General features: G+C 66.4%; 28 protein-coding genes, 1 tRNA gene and 1 pseudogene. 19 read left to right on the forward strand and 11 right to left on the reverse strand.

What is annotated here, in order from left to right; genetic code table 11:
* Positions 1–35 precede the first annotated feature (35 nt).
* Positions 36–857 (forward strand): LLM class F420-dependent oxidoreductase, encoded by an 822-nt coding sequence (locus ACJH6H_RS18070; RefSeq protein WP_406775482.1) that lies wholly within the window; start codon positions 36–38, stop codon positions 855–857.
* Here the strand turns inward: ACJH6H_RS18070 and ACJH6H_RS18075 are convergent.
* On the reverse strand, positions 799–2526 hold the full coding sequence (locus tag ACJH6H_RS18075; protein ID WP_406775483.1) for an alpha/beta hydrolase: 1728 nt from the start codon (positions 2524–2526) through the stop codon (positions 799–801). The genes ACJH6H_RS18070 and ACJH6H_RS18075 overlap by 59 nt on opposite strands.
* A 143-nt stretch (positions 2527–2669) precedes the next feature.
* Here ACJH6H_RS18075 and ACJH6H_RS18080 point away from each other — a divergent pair, with 143 nt between their 5' ends.
* From ACJH6H_RS18080 to ACJH6H_RS18100, 5 genes are all read left to right on the forward strand, one after another.
* The gene (locus ACJH6H_RS18080) at positions 2670–3320 is read left to right on the forward strand and encodes a TetR/AcrR family transcriptional regulator (RefSeq protein ID WP_267324732.1); all 651 of its coding nucleotides are present in this window, start codon (positions 2670–2672) and stop codon (positions 3318–3320) included.
* A 22-nt stretch (positions 3321–3342) separates the two neighbouring features.
* Positions 3343–3900 (forward strand): type 1 glutamine amidotransferase domain-containing protein, encoded by a 558-nt coding sequence (locus ACJH6H_RS18085; protein ID WP_406775484.1) that lies wholly within the window; start codon positions 3343–3345, stop codon positions 3898–3900.
* Positions 3901–3922: 22 nt separating this feature from the next.
* Positions 3923–6067, forward strand: a complete 2145-nt coding sequence (locus ACJH6H_RS18090) for an MDR family MFS transporter (protein WP_346416116.1) — start codon at positions 3923–3925, stop codon at positions 6065–6067.
* Positions 6068–6415: 348 nt separating this feature from the next.
* Positions 6416–6799, forward strand: coding sequence for a heme-binding protein (locus tag ACJH6H_RS18095; protein ID WP_212813041.1), 384 nt, complete (start codon positions 6416–6418; stop codon positions 6797–6799).
* Positions 6800–6801: 2 nt separating this feature from the next.
* Positions 6802–8385: an FAD-dependent oxidoreductase gene (locus tag ACJH6H_RS18100; protein WP_406775485.1), complete on the forward strand. Its 1584-nt coding sequence runs from the start codon at positions 6802–6804 to the stop codon at positions 8383–8385.
* A gap of 11 nt (positions 8386–8396) precedes the next feature.
* Here ACJH6H_RS18100 and ACJH6H_RS18105 read toward each other — a convergent pair whose 3' ends face one another.
* A complete protein-coding gene (locus ACJH6H_RS18105; protein WP_406775486.1) occupies positions 8397–8735 on the reverse strand; it encodes a MerR family transcriptional regulator in 339 nt (112 codons plus the stop codon).
* Between the two features lie 259 nt (positions 8736–8994).
* Between ACJH6H_RS18105 and ACJH6H_RS18110 the strand changes: the two genes are divergently transcribed.
* The 4 genes from ACJH6H_RS18110 to ACJH6H_RS18125 all read left to right on the forward strand — a co-directional run bounded on the left by ACJH6H_RS18110 (position 8995) and on the right by ACJH6H_RS18125 (position 11031).
* Entirely contained in the window at positions 8995–9282 is a 288-nt protein-coding gene (locus ACJH6H_RS18110) for a hypothetical protein (RefSeq protein WP_406775487.1), read from the forward strand.
* Between the two features lie 380 nt (positions 9283–9662).
* Entirely contained in the window at positions 9663–9866 is a 204-nt protein-coding gene (locus ACJH6H_RS18115; protein WP_212813049.1) for a hypothetical protein, read from the forward strand.
* A gap of 253 nt (positions 9867–10119) precedes the next feature.
* Complete coding sequence (locus ACJH6H_RS18120; protein ID WP_212813051.1) at positions 10120–10302, forward strand: hypothetical protein; 183 nt, start codon at positions 10120–10122, stop codon at positions 10300–10302.
* Between the two features lie 108 nt (positions 10303–10410).
* A complete protein-coding gene (locus ACJH6H_RS18125; protein ID WP_212813053.1) occupies positions 10411–11031 on the forward strand; it encodes a hypothetical protein in 621 nt (206 codons plus the stop codon).
* Positions 11032–11080: 49 nt separating this feature from the next.
* On the opposite strand, the gene ACJH6H_RS18130 is transcribed toward ACJH6H_RS18125, so the two are convergent.
* Both ACJH6H_RS18130 and ACJH6H_RS18135 read right to left on the reverse strand, forming a co-directional pair.
* Positions 11081–12292, reverse strand: coding sequence for an acyl-CoA dehydrogenase family protein (locus tag ACJH6H_RS18130; RefSeq protein WP_212813055.1), 1212 nt, complete (start codon positions 12290–12292; stop codon positions 11081–11083).
* Between the two features lie 43 nt (positions 12293–12335).
* A complete protein-coding gene (locus ACJH6H_RS18135; RefSeq protein ID WP_212813057.1) occupies positions 12336–13052 on the reverse strand; it encodes a TetR family transcriptional regulator in 717 nt (238 codons plus the stop codon).
* 83 nt (positions 13053–13135) lie between these two features.
* Between ACJH6H_RS18135 and ACJH6H_RS18140 the strand changes: the two genes are divergently transcribed.
* The gene (locus ACJH6H_RS18140) at positions 13136–14218 is read left to right on the forward strand and encodes a fatty acid desaturase (protein WP_406775488.1); all 1083 of its coding nucleotides are present in this window, start codon (positions 13136–13138) and stop codon (positions 14216–14218) included.
* A 28-nt stretch (positions 14219–14246) separates the two neighbouring features.
* Positions 14247–14429, forward strand: coding sequence for a rubredoxin (gene rd, locus ACJH6H_RS18145; protein WP_406775489.1), 183 nt, complete (start codon positions 14247–14249; stop codon positions 14427–14429).
* Here rd and ACJH6H_RS18150 read toward each other — a convergent pair.
* On the reverse strand, positions 14417–16348 hold the full coding sequence (locus tag ACJH6H_RS18150) for a heavy metal translocating P-type ATPase (RefSeq protein WP_406775490.1): 1932 nt from the start codon (positions 16346–16348) through the stop codon (positions 14417–14419). The genes rd and ACJH6H_RS18150 overlap by 13 nt on opposite strands.
* An 83-nt stretch (positions 16349–16431) precedes the next feature.
* Here ACJH6H_RS18150 and ACJH6H_RS18155 point away from each other — a divergent pair, with 83 nt between their 5' ends.
* Together ACJH6H_RS18155 and ACJH6H_RS18160 are read left to right on the forward strand one after the other, a co-directional pair.
* The gene (locus ACJH6H_RS18155; protein ID WP_029104663.1) at positions 16432–16794 is read left to right on the forward strand and encodes a metalloregulator ArsR/SmtB family transcription factor; all 363 of its coding nucleotides are present in this window, start codon (positions 16432–16434) and stop codon (positions 16792–16794) included.
* A 48-nt stretch (positions 16795–16842) separates the two neighbouring features.
* The gene (locus ACJH6H_RS18160; protein ID WP_406775491.1) at positions 16843–17277 is read left to right on the forward strand and encodes an ester cyclase; all 435 of its coding nucleotides are present in this window, start codon (positions 16843–16845) and stop codon (positions 17275–17277) included.
* Here the strand turns inward: ACJH6H_RS18160 and ACJH6H_RS18165 are convergent.
* Genes ACJH6H_RS18165 through ACJH6H_RS18175 form a run of 3 tightly spaced genes read right to left on the reverse strand, consistent with a single transcriptional unit; the run spans position 17274 to position 19507 of the window.
* Complete coding sequence (locus tag ACJH6H_RS18165) at positions 17274–18275, reverse strand: cation diffusion facilitator family transporter (protein ID WP_406775492.1); 1002 nt, start codon at positions 18273–18275, stop codon at positions 17274–17276. The genes ACJH6H_RS18160 and ACJH6H_RS18165 overlap by 4 nt on opposite strands.
* Positions 18272–18673: a metalloregulator ArsR/SmtB family transcription factor gene (locus ACJH6H_RS18170; RefSeq protein WP_020098965.1), complete on the reverse strand. Its 402-nt coding sequence runs from the start codon at positions 18671–18673 to the stop codon at positions 18272–18274. The genes ACJH6H_RS18165 and ACJH6H_RS18170 overlap by 4 nt, the downstream gene beginning before the upstream one ends.
* Positions 18674–18721: 48 nt before the next feature.
* On the reverse strand, positions 18722–19507 hold the full coding sequence (locus ACJH6H_RS18175; protein WP_020098964.1) for a DUF4239 domain-containing protein: 786 nt from the start codon (positions 19505–19507) through the stop codon (positions 18722–18724).
* A 334-nt stretch (positions 19508–19841) separates the two neighbouring features.
* Here ACJH6H_RS18175 and ACJH6H_RS18180 point away from each other — a divergent pair, with 334 nt between their 5' ends.
* Both ACJH6H_RS18180 and ACJH6H_RS18185 read left to right on the forward strand, forming a co-directional pair.
* Positions 19842–20225, forward strand: coding sequence for a heme-binding protein (locus tag ACJH6H_RS18180; RefSeq protein WP_212813083.1), 384 nt, complete (start codon positions 19842–19844; stop codon positions 20223–20225).
* A complete protein-coding gene (locus ACJH6H_RS18185) occupies positions 20225–20521 on the forward strand; it encodes a hypothetical protein (protein ID WP_406775493.1) in 297 nt (98 codons plus the stop codon). Before ACJH6H_RS18180 ends, ACJH6H_RS18185 begins: the two co-directional genes overlap by 1 nt.
* Positions 20522–20549: 28 nt before the next feature.
* On the opposite strand, the gene ACJH6H_RS18190 is transcribed toward ACJH6H_RS18185, so the two are convergent.
* Entirely contained in the window at positions 20550–21323 is a 774-nt protein-coding gene (locus ACJH6H_RS18190) for a hypothetical protein (protein WP_406775494.1), read from the reverse strand.
* A 174-nt stretch (positions 21324–21497) separates the two neighbouring features.
* A complete protein-coding gene (locus ACJH6H_RS18195; protein WP_318987134.1) occupies positions 21498–21929 on the reverse strand; it encodes a nitroreductase family deazaflavin-dependent oxidoreductase in 432 nt (143 codons plus the stop codon).
* Between the two features lie 192 nt (positions 21930–22121).
* On the opposite strand from ACJH6H_RS18195, the gene ACJH6H_RS18200 reads away from it, so the two are divergent.
* From ACJH6H_RS18200 to ACJH6H_RS18210, 3 genes and pseudogenes are all read left to right on the forward strand, one after another.
* The gene (locus ACJH6H_RS18200; RefSeq protein WP_318987133.1) at positions 22122–22823 is read left to right on the forward strand and encodes a DUF4396 domain-containing protein; all 702 of its coding nucleotides are present in this window, start codon (positions 22122–22124) and stop codon (positions 22821–22823) included.
* An 85-nt stretch (positions 22824–22908) separates the two neighbouring features.
* Positions 22909–22981, forward strand: a tRNA-Arg gene (locus ACJH6H_RS18205).
* A 123-nt stretch (positions 22982–23104) separates the two neighbouring features.
* Positions 23105–24287 (forward strand): annotated as a pseudogene (locus tag ACJH6H_RS18210) (IS481 family transposase).
* A 253-nt stretch (positions 24288–24540) separates the two neighbouring features.
* On the opposite strand, the gene ACJH6H_RS18215 reads toward ACJH6H_RS18210, so the two are convergent.
* Positions 24541–25389, reverse strand: coding sequence for a hypothetical protein (locus ACJH6H_RS18215; protein WP_318986750.1), 849 nt, complete (start codon positions 25387–25389; stop codon positions 24541–24543).
* Between the last annotated feature and the right edge of the window lie 118 nt (positions 25390–25507).

The following is a 25507-nucleotide window of genomic DNA, read 5'->3' on the forward strand; positions in this document are numbered from 1 at the left end:
GCGTGCACGCCCCGCGCGTCCGTAAGGTCGAACCCATGACGAGAGATTTCCGTTTCGGGGTCGGCCTGCGGCACACCGACAGCCGGTCAGCGGTCCAGGAGGCGGCGCGCCGCGGTGAGGACCTCGGCTACGACGTCCTCCTGGTGCCCGACCATCTCGGCGCTCCGGCCCCGTTTCCGGTACTGGCGACGGCCGCCGGGGCGACCAGCACGCTGCACCTGGGCACCTTCGTGTTCAACGCGTGCTTCTACAAGCCCGCGCTGCTGGCCCGCGACATCGCGGCCATGCGCGACCTGACCGAGGGACGTTTCGAGACGGGCCTCGGTGCCGGGTACGTCAAGGAAGAGTTCGATGCCGCCGAACTGCCGTTCCCCAGTGCCGGGAAACGGGTGGAGTACACCGCGCACGTCACCTCGTATCTGCGCACCCACCTGCCCGAGGTGCCGGTGATGATCGCCGGTGCCGGCGACAAGCTGCTGACGGTCGCCGCCCAGCAGGCCCAGATCATCGGGCTGACCGGCGGCGGCCCGCCGTCCCCCGACCACGACCCGCTCGCTGAGCGAATCTCGTTCGTGCGCAACGCCGCCGGCGACCGGTTCGATGAGCTGGAGCTGAACCTCGCCATCACCGCGGTGCCGACCGACGGGTCCGGGATACCGAACCTGTCCATGACCCGGCACTTCCAGCCGGAACTCAGCGACGCCGAACTGATGACGACACCTGGTGTGCTCAGCGGCAGCACCACCGACATGGCCGACCGGATTCGCGACCTACGGGATCGCTACGGGGTGAGTTACTTCATTGTCCAGCAACAGCATTCGGAGGCCTTCGCGAAAGTGATCGCCGAACTGCGCTGACGGCGCGCGCAGGGCTCGGCTGCGCCATGGGCTCGTAGACGGCGAACTGCAGCACGGTGTTGAGGATCAGCTGCGCGAGGCCGTCCCACGGCGTGGCCTGCACGGGCCGAGTGGACGCGAACGGCAACGCCACCGCGGTGGCCGGTCCGGCTTTGGTGTCGATCGTGATGGTCTGCCCTGGCGCGCCATAGATTCCGGTCTGGGTACCGGCGAACATGTCGTTGATCCAGCCGATGGCGAGCGTCTTCTCGGCCTCGATGTTCGGTGACCGCGAGAAGCCGGCCACGACGTACTCGGCGAATTGCAGCACGGGGTTCGCGCCCTGCAGCGCATCGATGTGCCGGCCCCCGACCAGCATGACCCCGTTGAACTGCCCGGGCCGAGCCGCTTCGAGCTCCCGCCCGACCACACCGTCGATGTTCCATACATACGGCTCGGACGAAATGTCGTAAATCGGGCGGTAATTGGCGCCGCTCAGCTTCTGCAGCGCGGCGGGCACCACACCGTTCAGATCGACCGAATCCATCAACACCACCCCCTCCAGATTCGCGACCGCACCGTTGTCCACCATGCGGCCGGCGGCCGAACTCACCAGCGCGCCGCCGAGCGAATGGCCGACCAGGATGAACTTCGTGGGTAGCGTCACCTCGTGTCCGGCTGCGGCGCCGGCACTTTCGGTCAGTGACGCGCGATCACCGGCGAACAGGTCGGCCACCGCCTGCTGGTCTGCCGAACCGCCGAGCCACCGCGCCTTGGAATCAAACGCGTTGGAGGACAACGTCGGAGCCACCACGATGCTGTTGGTGCCCTGCGCCAGTGCGGCCAGCGTGTAGCTGTACATCGGGGCGACGGCCATGAAGCCGTGCTGGAAATAGATCACCCGGGTCGCCGAATCCGCGTGCTCCGGGAAATACCAGTTCGCCTGGACCTTCTGCCCGGTGCCCGGCATGGCCAGGCTGGACACCTTGACCGTGACTGTGCTGCCCCGCGGCAGCACCGGCGGGCCGGCGAACGCGAGCATGGCGCTGCCGATCACGTTGAACACGAACGACCCGATGACGTTGATCAGGCTGGGCCGTGCGGTTTTCACCGCCGCGGTCGGGGTGTCGGTGGTCGTGGCACCGGTGGTCACGGCGCTCGTGGTCGTGGCGCTGGTGGTCGTGGCTGCGGCTGCCGCCGTCTTGACCACGGCACTCGGCTGCGATGCCGTCGCTGAAACCGGTTGCGCAGCGGAGACGGCTGGAACCTGAGACCGCTTGGCCGGCAACGCGTTCGGAAGCTTCACCGCCGGCAGTGTCGGCTTGGGTCGAGCCGCCTGCGCCCGGACCGCTTTCTCCGGCGCGGTGGGTCGCGTCACCGAGGCCTTGTCGGGCGCGCCCTTGTCGGGTTTGGTGGCGTCTTTGGCCTTCTTGGTCCGCGAGGAATGGTCGGCGGACTTGCGCGCATGCGGATCAGTCGCGGGCTTCGACTTCCCGGCCGGCGCCGCCCCAGCCTGTGACGCCGTCCCTGCCGGTGACGTCGTCGGCTGCGAAGCGGTGGGGTGCGACGCGTCCCCCACGCTGTGCGCGGCACCGGATGCATCGTCGGCCCACACCGGCGCCATCGGCAGCCACAGCGCCAGACACCCCGCGGCCAGCATCACCCAAACCGCTCTCGACCACCCCGTCATCAACCGCACGCTAGCCCGCAGCGCGGCGCGTGGGAGGAAAATGAACAAATTGGTTCAGATGTTCCATTAGCGCTCGGGGCGCCCCACTTGCCTGCGGCATACTGGTGATCCCCATCGCTCCCAATCCCCGACAGGACAGTCGAGTGTCAGCACCGCAGCGCAGGCCCCGCGGGCGTCCGGTCGGTGGCGGCAACAACACCGAGCAGGCCCGGCAGGTACTGCTCGACGCCGCGGAGCAGTTCTTCATCGACGGTGGCAGCGGGACCTTCACCATGGAGGTCATCGCCGCCGAAGCCGGCTACTCGCGCAGCGCGATCTACCGCCAGTTCGCCACCCGGAAAGAACTGATCGCAGCGTTGGTGCAACGCACCACCCAACGGCACATGCTGACGATGCTGCAGCAGGTGGCCGCCGACGCCACGCCGGTCGATCTGCTGATCGACAGCCTCGTCATCGTCGCGACGCAGCTGGTGCACGATCCACTGCTGCAAACCATCGCCGACCAGACGCCCGACGGCGCCGTCGCCACGCTCATCGCCAACGACGGCTCGCTGACCAGGACGGTCCAGTCGATGGTCGAAGGCATGCTCGCCAACAGCACGACGGGCCAGTTCCGGCCCGGCCTGCATCCGCATGACCTTGCGCAGTTCCTCATCTCGACGGCACTGAGCCTGCTGCTGGACGTGGTGCCCGGCAGCAGCGATCCGACGGTGGCGCGGAACTACCTCCGGACCTTCGTGTTGCCGGCAATTGTCGACAGTCCCCCACCGGCGACGCGCGTGTTTCCGGAGTAGCCGACACGGGTAGCCCACCCAGGTGCTCAAGGAACTGCAAGGCCGCCGGATCGCCATCCTGGCCGCCGACGGGGTCGAGAGAGTCGAGCTCGAGGAACCGCGCGCCGCGGTGGAGGAGGCCGGCGGCGCCGTCGAGGTGTTGTCGATCAAGGCCGGCGAAATCCAGGCCCGCAATCACGACCTCGAACCGGCGGGCAGCATCGCGGTGGACCGCACCGTCGGTGAGGTGCGCGTCGACGCATTCGACGCGCTGATCCTGCCGGGCGGCACGGTGAACCCCGACAAGTTGCGGGTCGACGAGACCGCGGTGGCGTTCGTCGGTGACTTCGTGCGCTCCGGCAAGCCCGTCGCCGCCATCTGTCACGGCCCGTGGACCCTCGTCGAGGCCGATGTCGTGCGCGACCGCAAGGTGACCAGCTACCCGAGTGTGCGCACCGATCTGCGTAACGCCGGGGCCACCGTCGTCGATGAAGCAGTGTGTATCGACGGCAATCTCATCACCAGCCGTTCGCCCTCCGATCTACCGGCGTTCTGCGAGGCCATCACCGAGGCATTGGCGAGCAGTCCGGCCCAGACCTGAGGTCAGCCGGCTCATGACAGCCATGACCACACAGAACCCCGCTGAGGTGCCGGACGCAGCTCCCGGTATCCGCCAGCGCAACTTCGTCTTCCTGGCCGTCGTCCTCGGGATGCTGCTGGCCGCGCTCGACCAGACCATCGTGGCGACAGCCCTGCCGACCGTCGTCGCCGACCTCGGCGGCGCCGGCCATCAGTCCTGGGTCGTCACCAGTTACCTGCTCGCCTCGACGATCGTGACCGCGGTGGTCGGCAAGCTCGGTGACATCTTCGGCCGCAAGAAGGTGTTCCAGGTCGCGATCCTGCTGTTCCTGGCCGGCTCGGTCCTGTGTGGGCTCTCGGGATCGATGGGGATGCTCGTCGCGTCGCGGGCACTGCAGGGCCTGGGTGGTGGCGCCATCACCGTGACGGCCGTCGCGGTGATCGGTGAGGTCATCCCGCTGCGCGAAAGAGGCAAGTACCAAGGCGCTTTGGGCGCGGTGTTCGGTGTCACGACCGTCGTCGGCCCGTTGCTCGGCGGGCTGTTCACCGACCATCTGGGGTGGCGGTGGGCGTTCTGGATCAACGTGCCGGTGGCGGTGGTGGTCATCGGGATCGCGGCAGTTGCCATACCCGAACTGGCGCGCGCCGGGCGACCCGTCGTCGACTACGCGGGCATCGTGCTGGTCGGCCTCGGCGCTGCCGGCCTGACGCTGGCGACCAGCTGGGGCGGCACCACGTATGCCTGGGGCTCGGCGACGATCATCGGATTGTTCGTCGCCTCGGCCGTGGCCATCGCAGGCTTCGTCATGGTGGAACGCCGTGCGCCCGAACCGATTCTGCCGATCCGTCTGTTCGCGAACCCGGTCTTCACGGTGTGCTGTGTGCTGTCGTTCGTCGTCGGGTTTGCGATGCTGGGTGCGCTGACGTTCCTGCCGACCTACATGCAGTTCATCGACGGTGTTTCGGCAACCGCGTCCGGGCTGCGGACCTTGCCCATGGTGGCCGGTCTGCTCGTCACCTCGCTGGGCAGCGGCGCGATCGTGGGCCGCACAGGGCAATACCGGATCTTCCCGATCGCCGGTACGGCCATCATGGCGCTGGGGTTCGTGCTGCTGTCACGGATGGACGCCGACACCTCGACGCTGACCCAGTCACTGTTCCTGCTGATCCTCGGCACCGGTATCGGGCTCAGCATGCAGGTGCTGATTCTCGTGGTGCAGAACACCGTCGACTTCGCCGACCTGGGTGTCGCCACCTCCGGTGTGACGTTCTTCCGCACCATCGGAAGTTCCTTTGGTGCCGCGATTTTCGGCTCGATGTTTGCGAACTTCCTCGGCGACAGGGTCCCGTCGGCCATGCGATCGAGCGGCGCGCCACCCGACGCGGCGACGTCCCCGAAAGTGCTGCACAGCCTTCCGCACGACACCGCCGCCCCGATCATCAACGCCTACGCCGATTCCCTGAGCCAGGTGTTCCTGTTGGCGGCGCCCGTCGCGATCGTCGGCTTCGTCCTGGCGCTGTTCCTCAAACAGGTGCCGCTGCGTGACGCTGCCGCCAGTGGCAGCACCGACATGGGCGAGGGCTTCGGCATGCCGACCACCGAGTCGCCGGAGAAACTCATCGAAGTCGCCGTCGGCCGGTTGTTGCAGCGCAGCAACGGCATCGATCTCGAAGCCGTGGCCCGCACCACGAACAGCCGCCTGGGGACGGCGCAACTGTGGGCACTGATGCTGATCTACCGCTATGCCTCAGTGACCGGGGCCGCGGATCTGCTCGACATCGCAGACGATCGACGGGTGCCACGTCAGGTCCTCGAACCGACCTTCGATCGCCTGGTGGCCACCGGATTCGCGACGCACTCCGGAACCGAATACTCGCTGACGCCGGCCGGTTCCGCCGAGGTGGGTGCGGCCCGCAACGTGATCACGAGTTGGATCACCGAAACCCTCACGCAGTCAGACGAATTCCAGGGCGTGCCCGAGCGCATCCATGTCCAGAGCGCGCTCGAGCGCATCGCCCGTGGTCTGCTGACCGAACGGGAGTCGGCCCGGCCGGAGCGGCGGCCGACGAAACTCGGTCCGCCCCAACAGTTTATCGCCGAGCAACCCACGACCCGCATGCGCGCGGCGCGGCCCGACGAACCCCCGACCCGGCCGTTCCGCCCCCACGCGACGCTGCCGCGCGGCTGACCGGACCGGCGTCGTCCCCACACATGGTGGCCGGGACGGTCCTGTTTGCGGCTGAACCGTCCCGGCGGTGCCAGTACGGAGCGACCGGGCGCCCGGATCTGTGGACCGGAGAGAGCGACGGCGATGTCTGAGCCACTCCGGCGGGGCGTCGCGATCGGATCCAACTGACGGTGGCTGAATACCCGCTCGGCCGCTTTGAAACACGCACTGTGGATGAGAGACAGCAAAAGCCGATGGGTTCAGATTCGCCACCGCGGGTATATGACGACCGACGCCTGGCGGATGCCGTCCAGCCGTAACGGCCGATCTGCGTTCCAGTCGGCAACGAAACACCGAGGAGGACATGTCATGACGCTTTCAACTCGACTCGCGGGCCTGATCCCGGTACTGGCCGCCGTACCGGTGTGTCTGAGCCTGGTCACCCCCGCGACGGCCGTCGCAGAAACCGACTGCAGCCCGGAATCTGTTGCGAACACCGTCAGTTCGGCCACCGGCGCGGCGAGCAACTACCTGACAGCGCATCCGGATGCCAATCAGGTTGTGGTGGCGTCGTATTCGCAGCCGCGGCCGGTGGCGTCGGCCAATCTCCGGGCCTACTTCACGGCCCACCCCCAGCAGTACCAGGACCTGCGCGGAATTCTGGCGCCGATCGGTGACACTCAGCAGCGGTGCAACGTGACGGTGCTGTCACCCGAAATGGCCTCCGCCTACGCCGAATTCATGGCCGGCTAAGCATGGCGGTGACCGGACCTCCCGAAGGTTGCCACCTGACCTCGTTGTGGTTGGCCGACCGTGAGATGTCGCCGTCCTCGTCGCCGGCGCCGGAGTCGACCGACATGGCGTCTCCCGCCGACGTGGTCGTGATCGGCGCCGGCATCACCGGGCTGACCACTGCCGTGCTCCTGGCCCGGGCGGGTAAGAACGTCACGGTTGTCGAGGCACGGCATGTGGGTGCCGGCACGACCGGCAACACCACCGGCAAATTGAGCGTCTTGCAGGGCAGCAAGCTGGCGCGCATCGCCGCCAAGCACAACGCGGATGTGCTGCGCGACTATGTCCGCGGCAACGCCGAGGGGCGTGACTGGCTGGTGCGGCATTGCGAGAACCACGCGATCCCGTGGCAGGCCGAAGCCGACCACGCCTACGCCCAGACGTTCTCCGGCGTCGCCACCGCGCGCGACACGTTCAGCGCCTGCCAGGAAGCGGGATTGACGCAAGCGCAGTGGGTCGACTCCGCCGATGTGCCGTTCCCCTTCCATGGCGGCGTGCGGCTACCCGAACAGGCGCAGCTCGACCCGATGCCCCTGCTGAACAGTCTGGCGGTGGAACTCGAGAGCCACGGCGGCACGCTGCTACAGGGTGTCCGCGCGCTGTCGGTGGCCGACGACGGCTTGGTGCGCGTGGCATTGCAGGCCACACATCCGACGGTCGACACCGCCGACGGTTCCGACATGTCGGTCACGGCGCACCGGTGCATCCTGGCGACCGGAACGCCGATCCTGGACCGCGGCGGCTTCTTCGCGCGGCTGACGGCGAAACGCTCCTATTGCTTGGCATTCGACATCACGCGCGAGGCGACGGGCGGCATGTTCATCTCGGTCGATTCGCCCACCCGGTCGGTGCGTTACGCGCCATCCGCGAGCGGTGAGAAGCTCATCGTCGGTGGCGCCGGCCATCCGGTGGGCCGCGCCCACGCGCCCGCCCACGACGTGGCCGAGCTCGCCAAGTGGGCGGAACTGCACTACCCGGGTGCCCACCCGACGCACTTCTGGTCGGCCCAGGACTATTCGCCCATCGACGAGTTGACGTACGTCGGACCACTACTCCCGGGCTACGAAAAGATCCGGGTGGCAACGGGTTTCGACAAGTGGGGGCTGACCAACGGCGTCGCGGCGGCGCTGGTCCTGGCCGCGCAGATGCTCGGCGGCCACATCGAGTGGGCTCGCGCGTTCGACAGTTGGAGTCCGCACGAGCTGCGCGGGATGACCGCCGCCCTGCGCGCGAATCTCGAGGTCGGACTCAATCTGGCCAAAGGCTGGATCACGCCGATCGTCACGTCGCCGGATGGCCTCTGCGAAGGCGGCGGGGTGGTCAGCGGGCTCCCGTGGCAGCTACGCGCCGACAGCCTGGTCGACGGGAAACAACACACCGTGTCGGCGATCTGTCCGCACCTGGGCGGCGTGGTGCGGTGGAACGACGCCGACCGGGCCTGGGAGTGTCCGCTGCACGGCTCGCGGTTCGCACCGGACGGGCGGCTCCTGGAGGGGCCCGCCACCCGAGGTCTCGCGGCGAAAACCCGGGCACGACAACCGAGCTGATCAGCCGCCCGTCACTTGGAGCGGTTGCGCCGATCGGCGGCGCTGCGCAGCGCGCTGTTGGCGTCCTCCAATTCGAGGATCCTGCTGATTCCCGCGATGTTGACGCCCGAGGCGACCAGGTCGACGATCCGTCCGATCCGGGCCACGTCGTCGGCGCTGTAGCGGCGGGTGCCGCCGTCGGTGCGCGCCGGAGTGAGGAGCCCGTGACGCTCCCACAGCCGCAGTGATTGCGTTGGCGCACCGGACAGTTCCGCCGCGACCGTGATCCCGTACACCGCATGATCGGATGCCGGGCCCGCGGCCGCGGGTCCTGCGCTCGGCGGCACCGGCCGGCGATCTGCATCGTTCATGAGATTCCCTGTTCCACCACTTGCATTGAATCATGTACCAGTGCTATATAGAAATCTATGTCAGTTGCCATAGATAAGCTACCCTGAATCGCACAAGTGGTAAAGGAAAGGACAGTGAGGTGACTGCCGGAGGGCCCGGCCTTCCCGGTTGAGCTGACGAGCATGAGCTTGTGTGCCAGATCTGGGCTGGATTTGGCACACAAACTCAGCTTCGGCGCCCGAATCGGTGATCACCTCAGGGACGCTTGGAGCAGAAGAGATGTCAGCAGAGAAGCAGGAAATGCACCTCGCGTACATCGAGCGCATCAGCGCGGCTCATCAGGCGCTGCGTGCGGCCCAGAGTGAACTGCGCGATGCTGTCCAAGCGGCACATGCCGCCGGCCACACCTGGGACGTCATCGCGACGGCGCTGAGCGACACCACACATCCCGCGACCGACGGGTTCGAGGAGATCCCCAGTATCGATGCTGTCGTTCAGACAGTTCTCGGCATAGACCGGAAGGCCGGACCACCTGACCACCAGGACTCCGTTGCTGGTCTGCAGTGACAGCGCTCAACCCGCGTGGTGGTGCGCAGTTTCAGCGCCCTGTGAACGTCAGCCGCTGTGCAGCACCGGCACGATGTTGAGATGACCTGATACCCGGGCCCATGGCCCGCTGCTCACGCTCGAAGTTCTCGAGGTCATATCGTCCGAGTCGGCGCCCAGGACCTTGATGGCGCAGCGAGCCGGAATGGGGTCACCCGCGGAAAATTGCTGCCCCTTTGTTCCTCAGGGACAACGATTCGGGCCAGATCGCCAAAAGATTGTCTCGGCGGTACCTGGGTCGCCGCATGCCCGCGCCGTACCGTTCTGGTATCAGCTTCCCCGTTGAGAAAACACCAAATATCAACGGAACAAACATATTTCACCAACCCAGGAGCACAGCCATGTTCGAGCCCGCTTTCATCTTCGACGCCATCGTCCTCTTCGCCATCGGCCTGTGGCCGCTGCTGCTGGTCGTCGGCGCCGCCGGCATCCGCTGGTTCAACGCCCGCCGCACCGCGGCCGCGGCCGCTGTCCACTCGGTGGCATTGCCGCACGTCGCCGCGCCCGCACGTGCGCGCACCCTGGCCTACGCCACCGGCCAGTAACAAATTGACGATTCAGTCAGTCGCGGGTCGCGCCCGCATTCCCAGATAGCGCGCCGCTGGGACGCGGGAGCCGGCAGGCGTCGCAGGACTCCGCCAATCGCATCGCCCCGCCCACCCCACGGCAGCACCGGGCACACCGCCTCGGCCAACCACCGCGCCGAGAACGCGGCCTCGCGCGAGTTTGCCAGGCCCATGGCCACGCCCACCTCACCCCGACAGCGATGAGCGGTGCCCCGACCCTCCCGGCGCGTACGTGCGCACCAACCCGAGGTTCAATTCCAGCGCCCGCGAGCTGCACCTGCACGTCAACTCGGTGAAGTACCGCAGCCAGCTCGCCATCGCGCGGCTCGGCAGACCGATCGAAGAAGACCACATAGACGTGGAAGTCACACTGCTGCTTTGCCATTGGTTCGGCGCCGCAGTTGTCGCTCCTTAACGCAACCTGTGGATTCCGGCAAAGTCCATACACCACCGGGGTCGACAAGGGACGCTGTGGGGAGAACCAGCAGCGCCACGGGGCGCTGCCGCAACCGAGGAGCGCCTGGTGTACGCACGCTCAACCACGTTTCAGGCCGAGCCGGCGTCGATCGACGCCGGTATTGCGTACATGCGCGACACCGTGCTCCCGGCCTTGGAGGAGCTGGGGGCCGCGGGGATGTCGCTGCTGGTGGACCGGCGCCTGGGCCGGTGCATCGCCACCAGCTCCTGGGAGTCGGAGGCAGTGATGCACCTGACGGCGCACGCCGCCCGACCCCTCGGTGAACGTGCGGCGGAGCTGCTGAACGGGACCCGGAAGGAGATCAGTGAGTGGGAGGTGGCGGCGCTGCACCGCCACCACCGCTCACCGGAGAGTGCCTGCCTTCGCGTTGCCTGGTTCTCCGTCGAGCCTCATCAGGCGGACCTCCTCACCGACTTCTACCGGACGCTGGTCCTGCCGCCGTTGGAGAAACTCGAGGGGTTCTGCAGTGCCAGCCTCCTGCTCGACAAGCCGTCCGGACGCGCCGTTTCGTCCGTGACGTTCGACAGCGCCGCGGCGCTGGACAACAACCGCGAACAGGCCAGTGCGCTGCGCACCGAAAAGCTCGCCCAGTTGGGCGGCAGTCTGGTCGACATCTGTGAGTTCGAGCTGGCGATCGCTCACCTGAGAGTGCCGGAACTCGTCTGATTGCCCTGATGGTGGTCTCGGCGTACCGGCCGCATCGATGAGTCTTGATTCAGCGGATCGTCAGGCCCGTCACCGCCCGTGAGATGACCAACCGCTGAATCTCACTGGTGCCCTCGAAGATCGTGAAAATCTTGGCATCTCGGTGCATCCGCTCGACCGGATAGTCGCGGGTGTACCCGTTGCCGCCGAGAATCTGAATCGCCTCGTCGGTCACGTACACGGCGGTCTCGCTGGCCACCAGCTTGGCCATCGAACCCTCGGCGTTCTCGAACGGCACATTGTTGCGCGCCATCCAGCCGGCCCGCCACACCAGCAGCCGGGCGGCGTCGATGCGGGCCTTCATGTCCGCCAGTTTGAAGGCAATGGCCTGGAATTCGCCGATCTTCTTACCGAATTGCTCACGCTGGCAGGCATATTCGAGGGCGTACTCGTACGCCGCCCGGGCCACCCCGACCGCCATCGCCCCGACCGTCGGGCGGGTTCGCTCGAACGTCTTCATCGCGGCCTGGCCACCCGCGGACACGCCCGACTTCACCCGCGCCACCCGGGCCTCGAACTTCTCCCGGCCGCCGAGGATCGCGTCCTCAGGCAGCCGCACGTTGTCGAGCACCACCTCGGCGGTGTGCGACGCCCGGATGCCGTGCTTCTTGAACTTCTGCCCCTGCGACAGCCCCTTGGTGTCCGGCCCGATCACGAAGCTGGCCTGGCCGCGCGACCCGAGCTCCGGGTAGACGGACGCGACCACGACGTGCACGTTGGCGATGCCGCCGTTGGTGGCCCACGTCTTGGTGCCATTGAGCACCCATTCCCGGGTGGCCTCGTCGTAGCGGGCCCGGGTCCGGATGGACCCGACGTCGGAGCCCGCGTCGGGCTCGGATGAGCAGAACGCCGCGACCTTCGGGTCCGCGGCCGAGCCGAACATCTGCGGCAGCCACTGCCCGATCTGTTCGGGAGTTCCGTTGCCCGCCAAGGCCGCCGCGGCCAGACCGGTACCCATGATGGACAGCGCGATGCCGGCGTCACCCCAGAACAGCTCCTCGAACACGGTGAGCATGCCGAGGCCGCTCGGTTCGGCGGCCTGCGTGCCGAACAGTTCGGGTGAGTACAGCCCGATCTTCGCCGCTTCCTGGATGATCGGCCACGGCGTCTGCTCCCGCTCATCCCATTCCGCGGCGGCAGGGCGGACGACTTCGGCGGCGAACTGGTGCACCCAGTCGCGCACCTCGATGACGTCGTCGCTGAGTTGTAGTGAGAATGTCATGTCACTCCTGTTGGTGGTCAAAGTGTTTCGGTGCCGCGAGTGATCAGTTGCTCCGCCACGCGGTGGCACCGACGTTCAGATACCGGATCTGGCGCTCGAGCATGGTGGCCGCCGCATCCAGGTCACGCGCCGTCGTCTCTTCGTCGAGCCCGCGCGCGATGACCTCGAGCATCGAATCGATGCCGGCGAGGATGGTGGCCATCAACATGCTCGACAGCATCTCGACATCCCCGACGCTCCACGACCGGATGGGTTCGAACCGGGCCATGTAAGTGGCCAATTGGCTGGCGTACAAACGGATTTCCGACCGAATCTCGCGCCGGAGCACCGAATGACCGGCCGCACGTTGGCGCGCCAGGAACGCCAGGTGTGCATGGTCCCGCGAGACCACGCCACGAAGCGCCTGCACCCCGACGTGGATGGCGCCGCCGGACGAATCGATGTCGAGAGTGGCCATCTCGCCCATGATCTCGCGCAGCGTCCGAAAGGTCTCGTGAATCACGGCGAGACCGAGGTCGTCGAGCGACTGGAAGTAGCGGTAGAACGCCGACGGCGCGACACCCGCCTTACTGGCGAGCTGCCGCAGGCTCAGCGCGTCGAAGCTCGATCCGCTGCCGGTCAGTTCCAGCGCCGCCGTCATCAACGCGCGGCGGGTGTGCTCGCGGCGCTCCTGCTGCGTCCGGCGCCCATGCCGATCCCGACCATTGCCGGAGTCCGCCTCGACAGATAGAGAGCGTTTGTTCTCTGTGTTGCCTGTCACGAAACCAACTATAGCTATTGACCTCGCCATATCGACAAACATACCTTACGGAACATTCGTTCTCTAACTTGAATGGAGAAATCATGGCACGTATCGCAACCCGCCTACCCGGCGAGCGCAACCTGGCCGAGGAGGACCGCGACCGGATCGCCGCGATCCGGGGCGAGCTCATCCGCATCGGCAACGGCTGGCGGGAACGCCATCCGTTCCTCGCCGCACACCAGGACGGCGTCGGGATGGCGATATTCCTGGCGTCCATCGCCGGCGTTCTCGTCGACGCCGCGCTGTACGCGGCCGGCATCCTGCCCTGGTACGCAACCATCCTGATCACCGCGTTCTGGCTGTCATTGCTGCACGAACTGGAACACGACCTCATCCACTCGATGTACTTCCGGCAGAACCGCCCGGTGCACAACGCGATGATGTTCGGGGTGTGGTTCTTCCGGCCCAGCACCATCAACCCCTGGATCCGGCGGACGCTGCACCTGCACCACCACGAGGTCTCGGGCACCGATTCCGACCTCGAGGAGCGCGGCATCACCAACGGCGAACGCTGGGGCAGCCACCGGCTGCTCAGCCTGCTCGACTCGATGCTCGGCATCTACACCAAGCCACTCCGACAGCGCGCCATCGTCACCGCCTACATCAAGCACGAGGCCCGCTCCCCCGAAGAAGCGCGTCAGCTCGCCGCCAAGACGCTCGCGCTGTACTTCCCGCTCGGCACCATCCACTACACGCTGTGGCACCTGTTCATCGGCGTGCACGTCTACGAACTCGTCACCGGCAGCAGCATTTCCGGCAGCTGGGTGACGGTGCTTGACTTCGTTGCCGTCACGCTGCTGGCACCGAACGCGGTGCGCACGTTCTGCCTGCACTTCGTCAGTTCCAACATGCACTACTACGGCGATGTCGAGGAGCACAACGTGATGCAGCAGACCCAGGTGTGGACGGCCAAGTGGCTCAAGCCCTTCCACGCCCTGTGCTTCAACTTCGGCGAGACCCATGCCATCCACCACTTCCTGGTGCGTGACCCGTTCTACCTCCGCGAGGCGATCAAGCATGATTGCCAGAAAGTGCTGCGCGACAACGGTGTCCGCTTCAACGACTTCGGCACCTTCGGGCGGGCCAACCGCTTCAGCCTCGCCCCGGCGCACGTCGAGCCCTGACCACACCACTTCTCCGAACGGACACACCATGACCGAGAGCCAAACCGCCCAGCTGTGGATCTGCGTGCGCTGCGGCATGATCTACGACCCCGCCGACGGCGACCCCGACAGCGGGATCGCCCCCGGCACCGCGTTCGAGGACATTCCCGACAACTGGGTGTGCCCCGTGTGCGGCGTCAGCAAGGACGAGTTCGTCCCCTACGAGGACTGAGCCGCGCGCCAGGCACCGCGCCGGAGCAGCCGTAGTCCGTTGAGCCCGACGATGATCGTCGAGCCTTCGTGACCCGCCACCCCCAGCGGGAGGGGCAAGGTGCCGACGAGGTCCCAGACCACCAGCACGGCAATGAAAGTCGCCGCAATCGCCAGGTTGGCCATCACCACGCGGCGGGCGCGCCGCGACAGTGCCATCACCGCAGGGATGGTGCGCAGGTCATCGCCGATGACGACGGCATCCGCGGTCTGCAGGGTGAGATCCGATCCAGCGCCGCCCATCGCAACGCCCAGGTGCGCCGCCGCCAGCGCGGGCGCGTCGTTGATGCCGTCGCCGACCATGACGAGCCGGTGGCCGTCGGCCTGCAAGTCCCGGACGGCCGCCACCTTGTCGTGCGGCAGCAGGCCGGCGCGCACCTCGGCGATGCCCACCTGACCGGCCAGTTGCCTTGCCGCCGCGGCATTGTCACCGGTGAGCAGGACCGGGGCCTGGCCCGTCAGGGCGGCGACGGCGGCGACCGCGCCGTGGGCGTCGGGGCGAAGTTCGTCGGTCATGCCGAACACTGCGACCGCACGACCGTCGACCGCCACGACGACCGCGGTGCAACCGCGCTGCTCCATCTGAGCCACCGCCTCGTCACTTTCCATCGACGGTGAGGACACGGTGATCGGGTGTCCGTTCACAGTGGCCCGCACGCCGCGGCCCGGTTCGGCGGCGAAATCGGCAACGCGCGGCAGGACCAGTCGACGCGCCTTCGCCGCACGGACGATCGCCGCGCCCAGCGGGTGCTCGCTGGGATGTTCGGCGGCCGCGGCCAGCGTCAGCACCTGGTTTTGTGTGAAATCAGCTGTCAGTAGCCGAATCTCCGCAAGTTCCGGCGTCCCCCTGGTCAACGTTCCGGTCTTGTCGAACGCCACGCGGGTGGCGGCGCCGAGCTGTTCCATGACCACCGCCGACTTGACGAGCACGCCGTGGCGCCCGGCATTGGCGATCGCCGCCAACAATGGCGGCATCGTGGCCAGCACCACCGCGCACGGGGACGCGACGATCATGAACGTCATCGCCCGCAGTAGCGCCTCCCGCACGGAGTCGCCCGCGAGCAGCGGGATCACGAACACCGCGAGGGTGACGACAACCATCCCGATCGAGTAGCGCTGCTCGACTTTCTCGATGAACAGCTGCGTGCGGGCCTTGGTCTGGGACGCCTCTTCCACGAGCGCCGCGATGCGCGCCACGACCGAGTCGGCGGCCCGTCGGTCGACCCGAATCCGCAGTGCCCCGGTGCCGTTCAGCGTGCCGGCGAAGACCTCGTCGCCGACGGCCTTGTCGACGGGCAGCGGTTCACCGGTGATGGTCGCCTGATCGACCTCGCTGGCGCCGTCGAGCACCGTGGCGTCCGCGGAGATGCGCTCCCCCGGGCGCACGAGCACCACGTCGCCGACCGCCAGCTCAGTGGCCGGCACGACGTGCTCGCCGTCGTCGGACAACCGGGTCGCGGTGTCGGGCGCCAGATCCAGGAGGCCGCGCACCGAGTCCGCGGTCCGTGCGGTGGCCAGCGCCTCCAGTGCACCGGAGGTCGCGAAGATGACGATCAACAGGGCGCCGTCGGTGACCTGGCCGATCGACGCCGCACCGATCGCGGCGACGACCATCAGCAGATCCACGTCGAGGGTCTTCTCGCGCAGCGCCTGCAACCCCGCCAGTGCCGGTTCCCAACCGCCGGTGACGTAGCAGGCCAGGTACAGAGCCCACCACGTCCACGTCGGCCCACCGGCCAACTGCAGCACCAAACCGGCCAGGAACAACACCAAAGCTGCTGCCGCCCAGCGCATCTCGGACAGGTCGAACCACCCGCGGCGTGACGGCGCCACCGCCGCACCGACGCTCGCCGGCCGAGCAGCCTGAGTCACCGTCGCCATGACGCACCTCGCGAACACATGCAGCCAACGTTATCAGAACAAATGAATACGTCTTCATGTGTGTGCCCTAGTACACTACAACGGTGGGACATGGTGTCGAGGGACGTGATCGCCCAACCGGGCGGCTCGACGCTGACGCTGCAGCCCAGGTCGCCACGACGCTGCAGGCGCTCGCGACGCCGAGCCGGTTGATGATCCTCACCGAGCTACGCCAGGGCGCTCGCTCCGTCACCGACCTCGCCGACGCCATCGGACTCGAACAATCCCTCGTCTCCCACCAACTCCGGCTGCTGCGCAATCTCGGGCTGGTGACCGGAACCCGGAGCGGCCGCAGCATCGTCTACACCCTGTACGACAACCACGTCGCGCAACTGCTCGACGAAGCCGTCTATCACAGCGAGCACCTGAGACTGGGGCTGGCAGACCGCACAGGCAACGCGGGCTGAGGGCCGGGTGGGCTCGCGAACCGTTGCGCCACATCGCAAGGAGGGTCCATGTCCACGACACCCACGAGCACCAATGTCGCGACCTTCGAGCGATTCCACTGCAGTTGCAACAGCGGAGACATCGACGACATCGTGAGCACGATCGACGACGTCCTCCTCCCCGACGCCGTGGTCCACTCCCCGCTCGCGGCCGGTTCCGGGCCGGACACCATGAAACGCATCTGGACCCTGCTCCTGCGCGCCTTCCCTGACATCCACGTCGTGGTCGAAGACATGGTGGTCGACCACGACAAGCTCGCCTCACGTCAGACAGTGACCGGGACGCACCTCGGCGAGTACCGCGGACTGGCGCCGACCGGCAAAACCGTTGTGTACGAAGAGATCTTCATCATCCGGTTCGCCGAGGGCAAGATCGCCGAAGTCTGGGGCGTCGTCGATACCCTGTCCCAGCTGCAGCAGCTGGGCGCCGTCGGCAGGGTCTAACGCGCGGGGTATGCGTGGATCAGCGCCGTCGTCAGCTTGGGCACGGCGTGCACCAGATGATGCTCGGCGTCGTGGGCGATCTGGTGGGCCTGCGCCAGGCTCAGCTCGGGATCGAGGTCGAGTTCGACGTCGGCATGCAGGCGGTGACCCATCCACCGCATGCGCACGCTGTGCACCGACCGCACCCCCGGTTCGGCCGCCAGCGACTGCTCGGCGGTGTCGACGAGCGCCGGGTCGACGCCATCGAGCAAGCGGCGGAACACGTCTCGCACCGCGGTGCGCAGCACGGCAAGGATCGCCACCGTGATGATCAACCCGACGATCGGGTCCGCGAGCGGGTATCCGAGGGCCACTCCACCGGCGCCGAGCACCACGGCAAGTGACGTGAAGCCGTCGGTGCGCGCGTGGATGCCGTCCGCGACCAATGCTGCCGACCCGATCTGCCGCCCCACCCGGATGCGGTAGACCGCCACCGTCTCATTGCCGAGAAATCCGACCAGTCCGGCCAGCGCAACCCACCCCACGTGGTCGATGACCTGCGGATGGATCAACCGCCGTATCGCCTCATAGCCGGCAATGACCGCCGACAGCGTGATCATGCCGACCACGAACAATCCCGCCAGGTCCTCGACTCGGCCGAAGCCATAGGTATAGCGGCGGGTTGCGGCCTTGGCACCCAACGCAAATGCGATCCACAACGGCACCGCGGTCAGGGCATCGGAGAAGTTGTGAATCGTGTCGGCAGCCAGGGCCACCGACCCGGACACCGCCACGATGGCGATCTGCACGACTGTGGTGAGGGCCAGCACCAGCAGACTGATCTTGACCGCCCGGATGCCGGCGGCGCTCGACTCGAGCGCGCTGTCCAGGCTGTCCGCCGCGTCATGGGAGTGGGGAGCGAACAGCCCGCGGACAGCGCCCCAGCCGCCGTGGGAGTGGCCGTGGTCGTGGTCGTGCGCATGGTCGTGGCCGTGGTGATGGTGGTGGTGCGCGCTCATCGTCGGCCGCCCTTGCGCACAGCTGTGTCGGCGTCGAGCCTCCGCACACCGGGGTCCTGACGATGATGTGCCGGCACCCCGGGACCCGCGTGTTCGGCGTTGTGCACGGCGTCGACCACCAACTGCCGCACGTGCTCGTTCTCGAGGCTGTAGAAGATCGTCGTACCGGCCCGTCGCGTCTGGACCAATCGCGCCATCCGCAGCTTCGCCAAATGCTGTGACACCGACGGCGCGGGCTTGCCGACGCGCTCGGCCAGTTCATTGACCGACAGCTCGCATGCGCTCAACGCCCACAGCAGTTGGACGCGGGTCGGGTCGGCGAGCATCCGGAACACTTCGGCCACCAGACGCACCTGGTCGTCGGCGAGCGGCGCCGGCACCTGGTTATCTGCATTCATACGCAGATAATAGACCATCGGGCCGCCGATCGGCCCGCGGAGCGACGCTCAGCTGCCGCGGTCGACCAGGTCGAACACCTTGACCGCATGCGAAAACGGCTGCGGGGTAACGCCTATGGGGCCGAACGGATGGTCGAGGGTGTAGATGACGTACAGCAGCAGTGACAACAGGATGGCGACGGCGCCGACGAGTACCGCGTGCGCACGGGCGTTCTCCAGCCGCATGAAGCACGTCAGCAGGATCAACACCGCCCCACCGAAGATCAGGGCGCACCACAACAGTGCCGGGATGCGCTGGTGGGAATTGAGGATGCGCTCGCTGCGGTCGGAGGCCAGCACCGTCAGCTCGCTCAGGAACTGCGAATCGATCGGACTCGCGCTCGGCCCCGAACCATGCGTTCCCACAACGCGATACAGCTCGCTGAGCGCGGCGCGGCCGTTGTTGCTGATGTCGGCGAATTCGTCCATGCCCCAGGCGGGGCCCTGCACCGCGGCGGCGTACTTGCGCAGCTGCTCGCGAACCTGCGCCTGCTCGGGTTGCGGCATGGCGACGGTCTGGCGATACAGCGTCGTCAGCGTCGATGCTTCGTTGGCGACATTCGTCTCCGCACTGAGGAACTGCTGCCACCCGACGACGACCGTGAACCCCAGGAGCGCCCCGTAGACCAGGCCGACGACGGTGAGGAACGGGGACAGGAACGAGTTCTGTTCCGGGCGCGCATCCCGGGCGATGATGCGTCGCGTCACGAACACACAGCCGACCGCCACGCAGACCGCCCCGCCGACGACCAACGCCAGCATGAGCCACGCGCCGAACACCCCGAGATCACCCATAGTGGACCAAGCATGCCAAGCTCGCCGAGGGCTTGCCAAGCAATCTCCGCAAACTGCCTAGAGCACGAAACCGCACAACACGACCCAGTTGTCCGGCGCTTCGGCAACCTGCGGCGGTAGCGCCGACGGACTCCGACACCGCGACCAGTCAGCCGTCGAGGTGACAGCCGTCAGACAGGGATCGTCCACGACAAGCCGGAGAAGAAGAGCAAGAACGAGCCCGGGATTTGCGCCCTCGCAGAAAATGTCGGCGGGGTCAATCCGCCTGCTACAGTCCGGCTGTGTCCGGTGGTCGATCGACCCGGAAGCCGGGACTGTGGAAAGGAATACGGCAATGGTCTTCACCAAATCGGTCGCCCAGCGGGCGGTCGTAGCTGCCGCAGGAGCCGCCATGGCCGTCATGGCCGTCGCCCTGCCGATGTCGGGTCAGGCGATCGCCGCTCCGACGGCCCCCAACTGCACTCCCGCGGATCTGGCCGGGGTGGCTTCGGGTGTCGCTGCTGCCGCCTCCGCCTACCTGTTCACGCACCCGGACGTCAACGACTTCTACGGCAGCCTGCAGGGCAAGCCGCGCGATGAGGTCGCCAACGAGGTGCGCACCTTCTTCGACGCAAACCCGCAGGCGCACAACGAACTTCGCGCGATCCGTCAGCCCATGACCGATTTCCGTGAGCGCTGCGGCCTGGCGCAGCCCGACCGGCCGCTGCTGGGCGAATGATGTCCGCGCCACGCTCCCGCCGCCGGCTGATCGCCGCCGCATTGGCCGCGGCTGCCGTACCCGGATTGATCGCGATCGTCCCCGCGGGCACCGCCAATGCCGACGTCTGCTTCGGTGCCGGACGGCGCATCACGGTCAGCGGCTGCACCGACTTCGGCGCTGTTGCGCCGTACGCGCCGCCGCCGGCCGACTACGCGCCACTGCCCGAGGACATGCCGCCGCCACCGCCGCCCCCACCGGTTCAGGGTTGCGTCGGCTGGAACGGCCGCTGGGTCAGCGCCAACACCTGCCGCTGAGCGCGGCATCCGCCCCGGACCATGCCGGTCAGTACGCCCCTGCGGCTGCCGGCTGGTCCGCGGCGTCGGTACGGCCACGCAAGGCCCAGTGCAGGCGCTTGGCCGCGGCCAGCGCGCCGCTGGGCGCGTGCGGCTGGCCGTAGTGAATGAGCAGTGTCACGCGCCGCTGGCCGGAAGCGATCGGCATGTTGGCATGCAGACTCCGATAGCCCCAAAACAGGTACACGTCACCGACATTCATGTCGACGACGGTCGGGCCGTGGCTGCGGCCGAGACTGTCCAGGATCCGCTGCCGGAACGTCGCGCTCTGATGGACGATCTTCTCGAAGATGTTGACCATGACCGAACGGCGGAACGGCCGCTTGTTGAAGTAGCCCACCAACTCTCCGGACCGGCCCGGCTCTGCTTCGGGGATGAACAACGGGACCACCATCGTCACGACGCTGGCGTCGTAGTGGAACCACCAGGCATCGCCGTCGGCGTGTGGCCCGGCAACGATGCGCACCGCCGTACCGTCCATTTCATGGGCGCGGTCCGGGAACCGCTGGCGGACGACATTGTCGAGAAATGCGCGAACCGAATCGCTGGCCATGAACGCGTGAATCGATTCCAGGTGCCCGTCCTGCGGCGATAGGACGAAATGGTCTTTCTCGCCGTACTCGGCCAACCAGCGGTCGATTTCCGCCCGGGATTCAAGCACCCAATCCCATTGCACCGCGTTTGCTACCCGAGCGACGCCGGTCGCGTCCAACTGGTGCGCCACATCGACGGGATCGCACGCGTTCATGTCAAATTCACACATTTGGACGGAAGTGTAGACAACCAGAGAACGTCGTTACCACGATTGCTGCGATTTGACATTTGCCCTGCAATGACCATGCAATTCGCGAGTCAAGAGAGCAATTCAGCAATCACGTAAATATTGCCGAATTACTGCACTTCAAGCCCAGTAACCGCGCACCGAGGGCGCGTTGCGTTACTGCTCGATGCGCGTGAGTCCGAGAACCGGAATCTTCCGCGTGGTTTTGCGCTGATATTCGGCGAAATTCTCGAAACGGCCGGCCTGCGTCGCGTAGACGCCGTCGCGTTCGGCGCCCTGCAGCTCGCGCACCCGAACCCTGTACTTGTCGGGCCCGATCTCGACCGCGACCTGCTCGGGATGGGCCAGCGCATTGTGGTACCAGGCCGAGCTCGTGTCCTTGCCGTTGTTGGAGGCGAAGACGTAGATCTCGTCGCCGTCCGACTTCTGGTAGGCCATCGGGTTCTGCCGCGGTTGGCCGGACTTGGCGCCGACGGTATGCAGGATCAGCATGTCGAACTGGGCGAACCAGCCGTCGACCACGCCGTTTTCGCGAATCTGCCTGATGACGTCGTTGTGGAAATCGGTCTCATCCCCGGAAGTGCTCATGTGCCCATCCTGCTGCCGCACGACCGCCTATGTCAATTAGATTGATATGTGGGCCGCCTCACGCGGCCGGTCGGTTGCGTCAACGGATCGTGGCCGCGGCCATCACCCCGCCGCCCAGCGACATGTACCCCCAGGGGGTATCATGGAGTCGACTCCCATACCGCTCGATTTCGACGATGAGGAACGACAACGATGGCCAGCGATTCCCACCACCATCCCGCCGACCACCACGGCGGACACGACCACGGCTCCCACCTGGATCATGCGCACCACGGCGGCGACATCAACGCCATGGCAGTCAGCGCGACCCTGCATTGCCTCACCGGCTGCGCCATCGGGGAGATCGTCGGCCTGATCATCGGCACGGCTCTGGGGTTGACGAACCTGGCGACCATCGGACTGGCCATCGCGCTGGCATTCGCCTTCGGCTACACCCTGTCGACACTGCCGCTGTTGAAAGCCGGGCTGGCGATCGGCACGGCGCTGAGCGTGGTCCTGGCTGCAGACACGCTGTCGATCGCGACGATGGAGATCGTCGACAACCTGGTCATGGCGGTGATCCCGGGCGCGATGAACGCCGGCCTGGTCAACCCGGTCTTCTGGATCGGGATGATGATCGCGCTGACCGTCGCCTTCTTCGCCGCCTACCCGGTAAACCGATACCTGCTGCAAAAAGGCAAAGGCCACGCACTGACGCACAAGTACCACGGAAGCGCCGGCTCCGACGTCACCGGAATTCGGCGCTTCATCCCCACGCTGAGTACGCCGACGCTGACCGCGGCGATCACCGCGTTCATGCTCGGCGGCTTGGTCGTCGCCGTCGCAGACCAGCTCGGCTCCCCCGACACCGCGCCGCACAGTCAAACATCGCCGGCCGCGCACGCGGCACCGTGACCGACATCAGAATCCCGATGCCACCGATACGGCGCGCGGCGTTTAGCATGAGTCGTCCCTATGGGTCCCTATCTCGGTAGGTGCCGCCCCCGTAGCTCAGGGGATAGAGCACGGCTCTCCTAAAGCCGGTGTCGCAGGTTCGAATCCTGCCGGGGGCACTTTTTCCGGTGTATTACGTCGGCTGATGGCTGACATTTCTCTGTCGGGTGATGCCTGACAGTGTTTCGGCTGATGCTTTACACCTGCTTCGGTTGATCCTTGACACTCCCTGAACGCGGGAGTTGAGCGTGGCTGAGCAGCAAGCATCAGACGGTGCTGGCAGTGATCAGTGATGGGTTGTCGGTGACGCAGGCGGCCGAGAAGGCGGGGGTGTCGCGTCAGACGGTGCATGCCTGGTTGGCCCGGTATGAGGCCGAGGGTTTGGACGGGTTGGTTGATCGGTCACACCGGCCGGTGTCGTGTCCGCATCAGATGTCAGCCGAGGTCGAAGCGGCGGTGCTGGAGTTGCGGCGCTCACGTCCGTATTGGGGGCCGCGGCGGTTGGTGTTCGAGCTGACCAAACGCAATGTGTCACCGGTGCCCTCGGAGTCGGCGGTGTACCGGGCGTTGGTGCGGTCGGGGTTGATCGATCCGCGGTTGCGCGACCGGCGGGCCCGCAAGTGGAAACGCTGGGAGCGGGGCGCGCCGATGGAGTTGTGGCAGATGGATGTCGTCGGTGGGTTCCCGCTGGCTGACGGGACCAGCGCCAAGGCCTTGACCGGGATCGACGACCACTCCCGGATGTGCGTGTGCGCCCGGCTGATGACTCGCGAGCGCACCCGCGCGGTGTGCGATGGACTGCGCGGTGCGTTGGCGACCTACGGCTCACCAGAACAGATCCTGACCGACAACGGCAAGGTGTTCACCGGCCGGTTCAACCATCCACCGGTGGAGGTGCTCTTTGATGCGATCTGCCGCGAGCACGGCATCGAGCACTTGTTGACCCAGCCGCGCTCGCCGACCACTACAGGCAAGATCGAGCGGTTTCACCGGAGTCTGCGCGCGGAGTTCCTTTCTACCGCAGCACCTTTCCCCAATTTGAAGGCGGCGCAGCAGGCGCTCGATGAGTGGGTGATCGAGTACAACACCGCCCGGCCGCACCAGTCCCTGAAGATGGACACCCCAGCTCAGCGGTTCACCGCATCAGCGCCGGCGGCGGCACCGTCGACCTCCACAGCTGCGCGCGAGCACCAGCGCCAGGGCTCAGATTGGGTCTCGCGGCGGGTCACCACCAACGGGGTGGTGTGCGTGTCGTGGCAGCAGGTCAGTATCGGCAGGCACTGGGCCGGGCAACGCTGCGACGTTCATGTCGACGGGGACCTGCTGAGGTTCTGGGTCGGCGAGCAATTGGTCAAAACCGCAGCCCGCAACAGCACCGGGGCGGTACGAAACAAGAAGGCCTGCCGCACCCGCGAACAGGCCTGACCACCAACACGAGTGTCAAGGATCAACCGAAACAGATCGGTCACCCATCAACCGAAGTCCGACAGCCTGCGAACGCGCTCCCGCCCCGACTAATGGGACGTGCGTCGCCACCCTCATCGGTCGCCGCGCGGCGCGGTCCCCTAATGCACTGGCGCTGTGTGGTTATCCTCGGCGGTACACCGTAGGCCACTCTGCCGTTGGCTGCTCGCGGTTCCCACCGGGAATACCGAAGCGCGCTGCGTGGCAAAGCGCCCTAGCTATTACGCCCACTATTGCGTCGATCCTGCCGCTCGCCCCTTATTTGGCCGATCAGTTCGGTGCGCTGTCGGCGACGCACATCCCGTTCTCGGCGATTGCGGATTTTTCTGACGCGTCTCGCCCGTTGACGGACCTTCCACCCCCGCCAATGCTTCTTGCGGTAGTAGCGTTCCTGCGCAGTGATGATGCCGTCCCACATCTCCGTCAGCTCTGGTCGCATCGCTCGTATCGCCGCCGTTCGCCCCTCAGGCAACGGGGATTCCGCATCCTCGTCATTCGAGTTAGAAGCTGCGCGTCGGATAATCGTCATAGATCGCCGGTAGTAGACGTAGTAGATGTGAAAGACCGAATTGCGGTACGGAGCTCGCGATCGTGTGGCTTCTCGAAAGTTGGCGGGCGCACCAAGGAGCGCAAACGCGTTCCGATTCGCATGGTAGCGCCATATTCTGCTTGTCACGGTAGATGCGAGAACTAGCGCGGTGAAGTATGTGGCGAGTGCATAGGCTACCGATTTCCATCCGAGTCCGACAATTGGCAGCACCACCAACTCAGCGACGGCTACGAGGTACAGCAGCGTTGCTAAAGTGCCGACCCGACGGGTCCATTTTGGCGTGGGAAATACGCGGAGAGCCGCCAGCCTGAGCGCGTGTAAGTTGTTGTCATCTAACAGAACTCGTTGTACACCCTCTTCATCTGTTTGGGCAACCACCTTACCGTTCTGGTCGATTCGCTCTACGTGCATGCGCGCTTCATTCCAAGCTTGAATCGTGGTCGGAAAGCTGGCCAGAAAGGAGACGAGCGCAACCACAATCCCGACAGCCTGGAACCATTGAAAGCCTGTCACAAACGGTCATATTCTCATCTAGCCGCCCGCATTCTTAATCAGGCTCTTCATGATTGACGGTGTAGTTGGGGTCTGAATCCGCCGGTTTCGAGTAGGGATCGGGCGATGTAGTGGGTGA

Source organism: Mycobacterium sp. SMC-21, from assembly GCF_045310825.1.
Lineage (GTDB): Bacteria > Actinomycetota > Actinomycetes > Mycobacteriales > Mycobacteriaceae > Mycobacterium.